This window comes from Pirellulales bacterium, from assembly GCA_019694435.1.
GTDB lineage: Bacteria > Planctomycetota > Planctomycetia > Pirellulales > JAEUIK01 > JAIBBZ01.
The window spans coordinates 49,641-60,432 of the sequence record JAIBBZ010000034.1 but is presented as its reverse complement, the minus strand read 5'-3'; the positions used below and the strand labels follow the sequence as shown (position 1 = coordinate 60,432).

Annotated in this window: 9 protein-coding genes; 6 read left to right on the top strand and 3 right to left on the bottom strand. The window is 65.4% G+C overall.

Going from position 1 to position 10,792, the window contains the following annotated elements:
• The coding region (locus K1X74_19630; GenBank protein ID MBX7168558.1) for a hypothetical protein at positions 1-451 on the bottom strand (451 nt) is incomplete at its 3' end.
• 415 nt (positions 452-866) lie between these two features.
• Between K1X74_19630 and K1X74_19625 the strand changes: the two genes are divergently transcribed.
• Both K1X74_19625 and K1X74_19620 read left to right on the top strand, forming a co-directional pair.
• Positions 867-3,518, top strand: coding sequence for a hypothetical protein (locus K1X74_19625; protein ID MBX7168557.1), 2,652 nt, complete (start codon positions 867-869; stop codon positions 3,516-3,518).
• Between the two features lie 140 nt (positions 3,519-3,658).
• Positions 3,659-5,986 (top strand): MMPL family transporter, encoded by a 2,328-nt coding sequence (locus tag K1X74_19620; protein MBX7168556.1) that lies wholly within the window; start codon positions 3,659-3,661, stop codon positions 5,984-5,986.
• A 29-nt stretch (positions 5,987-6,015) separates the two neighbouring features.
• Here K1X74_19620 and K1X74_19615 read toward each other — a convergent pair whose 3' ends face one another.
• The gene (locus tag K1X74_19615; protein MBX7168555.1) at positions 6,016-6,153 is read right to left on the bottom strand and encodes a hypothetical protein; all 138 of its coding nucleotides are present in this window, start codon (positions 6,151-6,153) and stop codon (positions 6,016-6,018) included.
• Between K1X74_19615 and K1X74_19610 the strand changes: the two genes are divergently transcribed.
• The 3 genes from K1X74_19610 to K1X74_19600 all read left to right on the top strand — a co-directional run bounded on the left by K1X74_19610 (position 6,119) and on the right by K1X74_19600 (position 8,927).
• A complete protein-coding gene (locus K1X74_19610; GenBank protein ID MBX7168554.1) occupies positions 6,119-7,465 on the top strand; it encodes a PQQ-binding-like beta-propeller repeat protein in 1,347 nt (448 codons plus the stop codon). The two genes, K1X74_19615 and K1X74_19610, sit on opposite strands and share 35 nt — an antisense overlap.
• 529 nt (positions 7,466-7,994) lie before the next feature.
• On the top strand, positions 7,995-8,525 hold the full coding sequence (locus K1X74_19605; protein MBX7168553.1) for a HEAT repeat domain-containing protein: 531 nt from the start codon (positions 7,995-7,997) through the stop codon (positions 8,523-8,525).
• Between the two features lie 9 nt (positions 8,526-8,534).
• Positions 8,535-8,927, top strand: a complete 393-nt coding sequence (locus K1X74_19600) for a metallopeptidase family protein (GenBank protein MBX7168552.1) — start codon at positions 8,535-8,537, stop codon at positions 8,925-8,927.
• 1 nt (position 8,928) lies between these two features.
• On the opposite strand, the gene K1X74_19595 is transcribed toward K1X74_19600, so the two are convergent.
• Positions 8,929-9,933, bottom strand: a complete 1,005-nt coding sequence (locus tag K1X74_19595) for a YhdH/YhfP family quinone oxidoreductase (GenBank protein MBX7168551.1) — start codon at positions 9,931-9,933, stop codon at positions 8,929-8,931.
• A 342-nt stretch (positions 9,934-10,275) separates the two neighbouring features.
• Between K1X74_19595 and trxA the strand changes: the two genes are divergently transcribed.
• Complete coding sequence (trxA, locus tag K1X74_19590; protein ID MBX7168550.1) at positions 10,276-10,602, top strand: thioredoxin; 327 nt, start codon at positions 10,276-10,278, stop codon at positions 10,600-10,602.
• The last annotated feature ends 190 nt before the right edge of the window (positions 10,603-10,792 follow it).

Genomic DNA, 10,792 nt, shown 5'->3' with positions numbered 1-10,792 from the left:
GCAACGGCGAAAACCGGCCCAGGTCGCCCTCGACGGCCAGCGCCGCGCGCTTCCGCGCCGCGGCCAGAGCGCCCGAGGCATCGAACACGGCATTGCTCAACACGCCCTGCGCATCGACCGCCACACCACCCACGGCACTCTGCGAGACGATGACGCCGGAGGTCACGCCGCCGGTGCTGCCACCTGTGCCGCCGCCGGTTCCACCACCGCTACCGCCGCCACCCCCTCCGCCGCCGCCACCACCGCCTCCGCCACCACCCCCGCCTCCGCCGCCACCCCCGCCTCCGCCGCCGTTGTTACCGCCGTCCTCATTGTCATCGGGGTTGTCGTCGACTTGGGCCTGAGCTGTGGAGTTGCTGCCGGCCAGCCAGGCCAGCGTCGAGCCGGCGAAGGCAACGAGCGCCAGCGAGCAAAGTCCTGCGCGAAACATGAACGTGAATTCGCGTTTCATGGCGGCTGTCCTGAACGAGGGCCTGGAGAGCATGGACAACCGCCAGGCGCGGCGGCCGTGCATGCTGGGAGTGACTCGGTTCCGCAGCTACCACAATTGATCGAGCGCCGCTGAGGATCACCCGGAACGGCGATAGCCCAGCGGCAGAACGGCGAGCTGGGGCAATTTGGCAGCTTTTTTCACCCTATCCGGGTAGGTCAAGGAACGCAAACAAATTCGCCGATCCAATCGATAGGCTCGCTACCACCCTTTCGTTTGCCCACGAAACAGTCCTGCCTGGCTTGTGCCGCGCGACTTGAGCCGGTTATTCCGGCTGCTTTTAATGCAAGCAGCGGCTGGGATGGCTCCGCCCACTTTGGACCAGCTTTCCGTGGACGGGTAATCGTCCGCCCCGACCGCCTCCCGGAACATCTTTATGAGTCGATCTCGCCGATCGTCCCCGTCTCGTCTTCGTACCTTGCGCCCCACCGCCGCTTGCGGCTTCGAGGCGCTCGAGCAGAAGTTGACGCTCAACGCCGTGCCCACGGGCGGCTTGATCGAGCCGGCGACGACCGATCTTCTGAAAGACCAGAAGGATCCGGTGGTCGCCAAGGCCACGAGCACGAACGCCGCGATCAACGGCGACTTCGTCGTCGTCTGGGAGCATGAGTTTGACAGTCCGAACAGCTTCACGGACACCGATATCTTCGGACGCGTGTACGACGCCAACGGCGTGCCCAAGACGAGCACCGATTTCGCCATCGCCGACTCGATTCGCGAAGAGCAGGACCCGCGCGTGTCGATGGCGGCCGACGGTTCGTTTGTCGTCGTCTGGGAGGAAGAGAACGTCAACGGCGACTTCGACGTCATGTATCGCCGCTTCAACGCCGACGGCGTCGCGATCGACCCGGAGGGCGTGCGCGTGCACGGTGAAGACGAGCTCGAGCAAGCCGACCCCGACGTGGCGATGTTCTCCAACGGCGCGTTCGTCGTGGTTTGGTCGACGGACACCGGCGAAAGCACCGACGTGCAATTCCGTCGCTTCAGTGCCAACGCGACGCCGCTCGACACAAACCCGATCGACTTGGCCGACACGACGGACGACGAATACGCGCCCCGCGTGGCGGCGACGAAATCGACGACGGTTGCCAACTACCGGTTCACCGCCACCTGGACACGCAACGACGCCGGCATCCAGCGCGACATTTACCGCGACTTGCGCCGCTTCAGCGATGGCACGAGTATCACCGGCCACGGCGGGATTATCGTCACCGACGATCAAGATATCCGCGATCTGAATCAGGACCGCAGTTCGGTCGCCATGGACGCCACGGGCCGCGCGGTGATTACCTGGAGCCAGATCACGACAGCCGGCAACAACGACATCTTCTACAAGCGGTTCGATCAGGACGGCGACCCGCTCGATCCCAACCTGCGGCGCGTTGTCGACGATTCGACCTCGCGCAATACCGACGAACACGAAGTGAGCATGGCCAACCAGGGCCAGTTCATTGTCGTCATCGAAATCAGCTCGGGCGCGAACGGCACCGTCGATACTCGCTACCGCCTGTTCGACTTCGATCTGCCCGATCAGCCGGGCCGGACGACCGCCCTGCTCGACCCGACCTTCCTGCCGTCGCTGACCTTGCCGCCGGGCTCGCAGCGCGAGCCGGCCAACCAGGACAATCCGGCCGTGGCCATGAACGGCACGGGTGAATTCACCATCGTTTGGGACGACACCTTCGTCACCGCCCAGCGGCAGGACATCATCGCCCGCAACTATCGCAACAACGTCGAGACTGTGGGCATGTACGAGCCCAGCACGGCCTTGTTCTTCCTGCGCAATTCGAACACCACGGGCGTGGCCGACATCTCGTTCCGCTTCGGACCGGGTTTCGCCGACCAGTCGCCGGACAAGTGGATTCCCATCGAAGGCGACTTCGACGGCGACGGCATCAGCACCGTCGGCCTGTACGATCCGGCCCGGGCGCTGTTCTACCTCCGCAATTCGAACACCGGGCCTACGGCGGTGGCCGACAAGGTGGTGAACTTCGGCTTGCCGGGTTGGTTTCCGATCGTGGGCGACTGGGACGGCGACGGTGTGCAGACCATCGGTGCGTTCGCGCCCGCGTTGGGCCGCTTCTTCCTCCGCAACACCAACACCAGCGGCGTGGCCGACGTCACGTTCTTGCTCGGTGCGCTGCGGCTCGAGGACAACCAGGCCGTGGTTGGCGACTGGGACGGCGACGGGATCGAAACGGTCGGTGTGTTCGATCCCCGCATCGGCACCGGGACCACCTCGCGGTTCGAGCTGACCAACGATGCGAACCCACAGTCGGGCACGGCGACTACCTTTCGCCGCGTCAGCATGGCGCCCGTGAACGGTCGCGGCCTGAGCGGCGATTTCGATCGCGACGGCAAGGACTCGATCGGCATTTACGATCCGGCCACGAGCCTCTTCTATCTCGTGGATGATCTGCCGACGAGCGACGTTCAGCCGCCGGTCGTCACGGCCACGTTTCTGTACGGCATCGTCGCGTCTCCCGCCTGGCTGCCGATCATGGGCGATTGGGACGGCCCCGGGGCTGATCCGCTGCTTGCCGCCGAGACACCGCTGGCTTCGATGCCGGGGACACCGACGCTTTCGACCGCGCAGGCGCAGGCTCTGATCGGCAGCGCGGTTGGTACCTGGCTGGCGGCGGGCCTCGATCCGACCGCGGCCGCTCGCCTGTCGGCCGTGGCCGTGTCGGTGCGCAACCTAGGCGGCGGCCAATTGGGCCTCGTCGAGGATGGGGCAATCGTGCTCGACGACGACGGCGCCGGACACGGATGGTTCCTCGATTCGACGCCCGGCGAGGACGAGGAATTCTCCTGGCTCGACGGGGCCAGAGCGGCACTGTCCGACGCAGCAGCCGCAGATCGCTACGACCTGCTGACCGTGCTCAACCACGAGCTGGGGCATATCTTGGGACTGGACGACGAGCCGGCGCAGGGTCCCACGAGCGACCTGATGGCCGAACTGCTCGGCTTGGGCGTGCGGCGGACGCCGGGGTCGGCCGAGGTCGATCGACTGTTTGGCGCGGGTTAGCAGCCGCCGGCCCGGTCGCGGCAAGCTGTCGCACACACCTTCGGCCGCCGGGCGGCAAGCGTTAGACTCTGGTGTCTTCGTGCGCCTCGCGTGCCGCGTGAATGCCGCGCCGAGGGCCGACCTCAGCCCCAGGTCCCGGCGTGCAGCTTCGCGGTCTGGCCGACATCTATCTGCGGTTTCGCTGGTTGCTCGCCCTGCTGGTCGTGGGCGTCACCGCTTGCGCTGTGGTCGGCGTGTCGCGGCTGTCGTTTGACGATTCGCCGCTCAATATCTTCCGCACCGAAAAGGCCGATTTTGCCCTGCTGCAGGACGTGTTCGACGATTTCGGGTCGGACGACCGGGAGTGCGTCGTCGTGGTCGAGTCGCCACGGCTGTTCACGCCCGAGGGAATTGCCGCACTGCGGCGGCTGATCGCCGAATTCAAAGCGCAGCCGGTCGTCGACGCGGTCCGCAGCATGGACGACGTGGTCCTGGTACGGCCCGGCGAACTGCTGCCCACCTCGCTGCTGCCCCGGCCCGACGCGCCGCAGGCCGATTACGAGCGTGCCCGGGGCGAGGCGCTGGCCCACCCGATGCTGGCCGGACAGGTACTGGCCGACGACGGCCAGACCACGCTATTGCTGGTCAGTCTCAAGGGGCAATCGCTGACCGTCCGCGAAGTGCAGCAGGGCATTGCCGCGGTGCGCGGCGCGATCGAACGGGCGCAGATTCCGGCCGAGCTGGCGCAGGTCCGGCTGACTGGGGTGCCGTCGATTCGCTATGAGATCTTTGCTTCCATTCGTCGCGACAGCAAGTTGTTCGTGGCCATCGGCGTGACGATTTCGTTCGCCATGGCGACGGCGCTGTTCCGCAAGCTCTGGCCGGTGATGATCGTCGCTGCGCCGCCCATCCTGGCGTCGTTCTGGACGATGGGGCTGTTGGGCCTGCTCGGCATCCAGGTGAACGTGATCAACACCGTGCTGCCGACGATGGTGATGATCGTCGGGTTCACCGATTCGATGCACTTGATGGTCGACATTCTGCATTCGGTGCGCGGCGGCAGCTCGAACCGCGATGCCGCGCGGCTGGCGATCGAGCACCTGCTGCCGGCGTGCGCCCTGACCTCGTTCACGACGGCCGTGGGATTTGGTTCGTTGGCGATTGCCGGCGCCGAGGTGATCCGCAACTTCGGGCTCGTGTGCGCGGCGGGTTCGGTGATGGCGTTTGGCGCAGTGCTTTCGCTGGTGCCATTGCTGGCCAGTATCGCTCCTGCCGGAGCGCTGTCGCGCGGGCCCGATTATGAAAAGAGCGACCTGATCACCCACGGTGGCCTGATCGTGATTCGCTGGGTCACCGCGCATGCCAAACCGGTCGCCGCGCTGGGCATCGCCCTGACGGCGCTGCTCGGATTGATTTCGACCTGGCTCGTGCCCAGCAACAAGCTGACCGAGAGCATTCCCAAGTGGAGCGAATCGTACCAGGCGCTGGTCCACTGCGATCGCACGTTGGGCGGGACACTGCGGGCATTCGTGCTTGTCCGCTGGAACGACAAGCTCTCGCTTGCCAGTCCAGAAGTGCTGCGGGCCTTCGACGACGTCGATCGGCTCTTGCGCCAGGACCCAGGCGTGCATTATCCGTTGTCGATCCGCAACGTGCTCGAGGCCTTGCCCGGACCCGAAGGCGATCTGGCGGCGCGGGTACCGCTGCTGAAGAGCGTGCCGCAGGACATCCGGCAGCAGTACCTGCGCGAAGACCTGCACGAAGCCCTGATGACCGTGCATCTGCAAGACCTCGGCAGCAGCCGGCACGAGGCGACTTTCCGCCGGCTCGAAGACAAGCTGGCCAAACTGCAGCGCGCCCATCCAGGAGTCGAGTTGCAACTCACGGGAACCGTCGTTGTGGCCAGCCGCAACATCAACCAGATGATTGCCGACCTGACGAACAGCCCGGGCCTGGCGGCCTTGGTGATCTTCGGGCTGATGACGGCATTGTTCCGCTCGTGGCGCTTGGGGTTGGTCAGCATCCTGCCAAACGTGTTTCCGATGTTCGCCACGGCGACGATGCTGGTCGCGGCCCGGCAGCCGTTGCAATTGACGAGCGTGATTACCTTCACGATCTGCCTGGGTATCGCGGTCGACGACACGATCCATTTCGTCAACCGCTTTCAGCGCGAATTGGCCGTCGACGGCGACGTGCGGGCAGCGATCGAACGGGCCTTCATGGCCGTAGGGACAGCCATCGCCATGACGACCATTGTGCTGTTGACCGGGTTCTTGAGCGTGTGCCTGAGCGACATGCCGACTAGCCGATTGTTCGGTACGCTTGGTTGCCTGGCCATTTCCAGCGCCGTGATCGGCGACCTGATCATTCTGCCGGCGCTGTTGACGTGCTTCGCGCGGCGGCCGCAGCACGTTGCGCCGCCCACCCCGGAGGCGGTCGCCGCAGAACCGCCCCAACGCCCTGCCGTGAGCGCTTCGGGCGTTTCTTGACCGGCACTGGGCGAAATCCTACGATCCGCCTAGGAGATTGCCCCTGTTGTCGGCGGCCATTCGTCCACGCCGCTTGCCGTGATCGTTTCTTGCGAGGCTTTGTCGATGCGCTGCAGCTTTTTTTCGTGCTGGATGTCGAGCATCGGGCTGGCGGCCGCGGTGTTCATGAGCGTGTGCACCGGGGTTGCAGCGGCCGACAATTGGCCTCAATTTCGCGGCCCCGGTGCGGCTGGCGTGGCCGCGACCGATACGGCGGTGCCCGACGAATGGACCTCGACCAAGAATGTCGCCTGGCGCACGGCGCTACCGGGCCGGGGTTGGTCGTCGCCAGTGGTCTGGAACGGCCAGGTCTTCTTGACCAGCGTCGTGAATGCCGGAGAAGACGTGCCCGCGCAGCGCGGGCTGTACTTCGGGGGCGAGCAAAAGGAAGCGGCCGAGACGGAGCATACCTGGAAGGTGTTTTGCGTCGATCTGGAAACAGGCAAGCTGCTGTGGGACAAGACGGCGCATGCCGGCGCGCCGCCGGCGCCGCGTCACAAGAAGAACAGCTACGCTTCGGAAACGGCGGCCACCGACGGCAAGCGGTTGTATATCTACTTTGGCCAGGTCGGTCTGTTTTGCTACTCGCTCGACGGCGAACTGCTGTGGGAGCAGAAGCTCGAACCGCTCAAGACGCGCTTGGGCTGGGGAACCGGCGCCTCGCCGATCGTCTACGAAGACCGCGTCTACGTCTGCAACGACAACGAGCAGGAATCGTTCCTGCAATGTCTCGACGCCGCGACGGGGAAGGAAATCTGGAAGACGACCCGCGACGAGAAGAGCAACTGGGCCACGCCGTTCGTCTGGAAGAACAACCAGCGCACCGAAATCGTGACCGCCGGCAGCAAGGCCGTCCGGTCCTACGATTTGCAGGGCGCCGAACTGTGGCAAATCGGCGGTATGTCGAGCATCACCGTGTGCACCCCGTTTGCCGTGGGCGACTTGCTCTACGTCGGCTCAGGCTACGTCATGGACAAGAACAAACCGCTGTGCGCCGTGCGCCCCGGCGGCAGCGGCGACCTCACGCTCGGCGCCGACGAAACTTCGAGCGAAGCGATCGCCTGGTGCCAGAAGCAAGGCGCGCCGTACAACACAACGCCCTTGGTCTACCAAGGTCATGCTTACTCGTGCCTTGATCGCGGCGTGTTGGCCTGTTTCGATGCCAACACTGGCGAAGAAAGGTATCGTGAGCGGTTGCCCAACGGCCGCGCGTTTACGGCCTCGCCGGTCGGAGCCGGGGGCAAGGTTTACTGCCTGAATGAGTTTGGCACCACGTTCGTCGTCGCCGCCGGGCCCGAATTCAAGGTCCTGCACGAGAACGTGCTCGACGAGGAAGTGTTTCTGGCTACGCCCGCCTTGGCCGGGAATCGCCTGCTGGTGCGCGGCGAGACATCGCTGTACGCGATCGAAGAAGGCCGCGAGCTGACGCCGCAGCCGTGAGCGCGCCTCGTGCGCCGCTATATCGTCCGCGGCTCTGGACAGACCGCGACCAGCACGGCCAGCGTGACCAGGATCGAGGTTCCCAGCGTCATCAGCGTCATCACGTCGGTCATGGCTCTTTCCCCCTTGTTCGGCGTTCGTCGGCTTCGCCTGGCAGAGCGTTCGCATCAGGCGAGCTGTACGGATGGGGTAAAATGCAAGCATGATGCCAGTGCTGGCGCCCGCCCGATCGGCACGGACATGGATTTGTCCCAAGTTGTTTTTTGTGAATGACTTGCGGAGATGTTTTGTGGCGAGCTGGGCGCGGCCACCTCGGGGTCAGGGACGGTTCCATGTCGTCAAACGGGCGACGCTCGGTCCCGATTCGGGAGGCACCGCCTCACACGGGCCTCCGGCGTTTGCGGGGGCTCTCCTCCCCGGCCCGGGGTTACGTCGCGTAGACACACCGGCGCACGATGCGGCATGATGCGCGACGTTGCGTGCAACCGGACTCGGACGAACCCCGTCGGACCATCCTGCCAGGTCTTCCATGCAGTGGATCAAGGTGACCATCGTCGTGCTCGGCGTCGCCCTGTTGGGCGGCTGCGGTAGCCGCGAAGCCACGCCCAATACGGCGGCGACGGCGGCGACCGTGGGCGAGGTCGAAGACGCCGGACCGACCCAGGAGCAGATCGAGGCAGCGCGATCGGAGCTGCCGCCGCCCCCGCAGCGGCCGTTGTTGGTGGGCTTGGGCGCGCCGCCGCCCGAACGCGGCGTGAATGAAGCCGCATCCGATGCGTTGGGGCGCATTGGCGAGGCCGCGATTCCGGCGCTGCTCGAGGCGCTGCGCGACCCCGACCCCCTGGTCCGCGCCGAAGCGGTCAGGGCACTCGCACGGATGGGCCCCGAGGCGGAACCGGCGCTCGATGCGTTGATCGCGGCCCTGCAAGACGGCGACAAAGGTGTGCGCCGTGCGGCGGCCGGCGCGATCGGTCAAATCGGGCCTGCGGCCAAGAAGGCGATTCCCGCGCTGGTCCAGGCGTTGCGCGACTATGAACAGGACGCTGGTTCGACGCACTGAATTGCCGTTATGGACACGCGTCTTCGCCGCCGCTTCGACGAGCTACTCGAACAGGTCTTGGATGACCTGCCGAGCGACGTCATGGACCTGCTCGAGACGGTGCCGCTGGTCGTCGACGACTATCCTCCGCGCAAGCTCCTGCGCGAGCTGAGGATTCGTGACGCCAGCGAGCTGTGCGGGCTCTACACGGGAATTCCGCTTGGCGAACAAAGTAGCGATCGGATCGGTTGGGCGCCCGAAACGATTTCCATTTACCGCTACGGCATCATTTGCCTGGCCGAAGAAGACGACGAGCCGAACGACGATGCCCTGCGCGAACAGATTCGAATTACGATTCTGCACGAAGTCGGCCACCACTTCGGGCTCGACGAAGAGCAGCTTCGCGAACTCGGGTACGACTGAGCTATTCGCCCGAGAGGCGCACCAGCACGCGGCCTTGCTGGCCGCCGCCGAGGATCTTGGCGATTTCCGGGGCCAGGCCCTCGAGCGTGACTTCGCCGGCGACCAGGCGCTCGAGATTCGCCGGGCGCCACGGCCCGGCCATCCGTGCCCACAGCTCGGGGCGGCGTTCGATGGGCCAGGTGGCCGAGTCGATGCCCACCAGGTCGATCCCTCGCAGGATGAAGGGATAGACCGAGGTATTCAAATCGGTACCACCCACCAGTCCGCAGCAGGTGACCACTCCGTGCGTCTTCACGCCGCGCAGCACGCTGGCCAACAGGTTGCCGCCGACGGTGTCGACCGCGCCGGCCCAGCGCGCCGACAGCAATGGACGGTTGCTCGTATCGAGCACTTCGTCGCGCCCGACGATCCGAGCGGCGCCCAGCTCGCGTAGATACCCCTCGGACTGTGGCTTGCCCGTTGCGGCCACGACTTGAAAGCCCAGCCGCGCGAGCATCGCCACGGCCAGCGAGCCGACGCCGCCGGTGGCCCCGGTCACCAGCACCTCGCCCGAGCCCGGCTGCACGCCGCGCATCAGCAGCGCCTCGACCGATTGTGCCGCGGTAAAGCCGGCGGTGCCGAAGATCATGCTTTCTCGCAGCGTGAGGTCCGGCGGCAAGGGCACGATCCACCCCGCCGGCACGCGAATCAGCTCGCTGTACCCACCCCAGGCCGGAGCGCCCAGCTCAAAGCCGGTGATGACGATCCGGTCCCCAGGGCGGAATTTGTCGCTGGTGCTCGACTCGATCGTCCCGGCGGCATCGATGCCCGGCACATGGGGAAATCTACGTACCACTCCCGGGTGGCCGGTTGCCCCGAGGGCGTCCTTGTAGTTGAGCGACGACCAGGCGACCCGAACGACGCAATCGCCTGCCGGCAGATCGTTTTCGGTCAGCGTCGACACGGCGGCGTTGGCCTGCTTGTTCTCGTCCTGGGTGACGACCAGCGCGCGAAAGCTTCGCGACATGCGCAGCTACCTTCCTCGTTTCGGGACCAGCATCGGGGGTGCGCCGGCGTTCGGCCCCCCCCTGCAGACAAGCGATCGGCGTACCTTAGCGCCTGGTCCAGGCGAATGCAAATTGGTGCGAGTGTGGCGGGTCCAGTTTGCGCCGTTGCAAAATGCCGACGACGCAAGTCGTTACCCGATAGCAACCTGCCGCGAAGCTCGCGTTGACACCCCCCGCGCCGAACCTATAATTCCGCACAAATCCGCGGGACCTTTCGAGGGCGACAGGCATCTGGGGATTTCGCCCTCGCGTTGCCAGTTTACTGTTTCACATGGGCCCGACAGGCCCAGGAGAAGAGCCCAATGGCTGCCAATGTTTCCGAATTCACCGACTCGAACTTCGAGAGCGAAGTCTTGTCGTCGGATGTGCCCGTGTTGGTCGATTTCTGGGCCCCTTGGTGCGGGCCTTGCCGTCAGATCGCGCCGATGATCGAAGAGCTCGCCAAGGAGAACTCGGGCGTGAAGATCGGCAAGATCAACATCGACGACAGCCCTCGCTTCGCCGAGAAGTATCAGGTCCAGAGCATTCCTACGCTGATGTTGTTCAAGGGTGGTCAGCCCTTCCGCACGCTGGTCGGCGTGCGTCCGAAGTCGCAACTGCAAAGCTTGCTTGACGAAGCAAAGGGTTGAGCCGACGGGCGCGAGTCGTCGAACTCACGCCCGTTGCCGATTAGCTGAAACTCACCGGCGGCCGGCCGGAGCGATGGCTCCGGCGCGGCCGCCGTGCTTTTGTGCGTGCAGTCGTAGCGACGCTAGCCAGGCCAGCGGCCAGCGCAAGTGCTTTTCCAGTTAATCCGGTGCGGCCAAATGCCGATTTAGT

Coding starts and splice junctions, on each gene's coding strand:
- K1X74_19625 (MBX7168557.1), top strand. CDS start 867: ATGAGTCGATCTCGCCGATCGTCCCCGTCTCGTCTTCGTACCTTGCGC.
- K1X74_19610 (MBX7168554.1), top strand. CDS start 6,119: ATGTCGAGCATCGGGCTGGCGGCCGCGGTGTTCATGAGCGTGTGCACC.
- K1X74_19615 (MBX7168555.1), bottom strand. CDS start 6,153: ATGAACACCGCGGCCGCCAGCCCGATGCTCGACATCCAGCACGAAAAA.
- K1X74_19605 (MBX7168553.1), top strand. CDS start 7,995: ATGCAGTGGATCAAGGTGACCATCGTCGTGCTCGGCGTCGCCCTGTTG.
- K1X74_19600 (MBX7168552.1), top strand. CDS start 8,535: ATGGACACGCGTCTTCGCCGCCGCTTCGACGAGCTACTCGAACAGGTC.
- K1X74_19595 (MBX7168551.1), bottom strand. CDS start 9,933: ATGTCGCGAAGCTTTCGCGCGCTGGTCGTCACCCAGGACGAGAACAAG.
- trxA (MBX7168550.1), top strand. CDS start 10,276: ATGGCTGCCAATGTTTCCGAATTCACCGACTCGAACTTCGAGAGCGAA.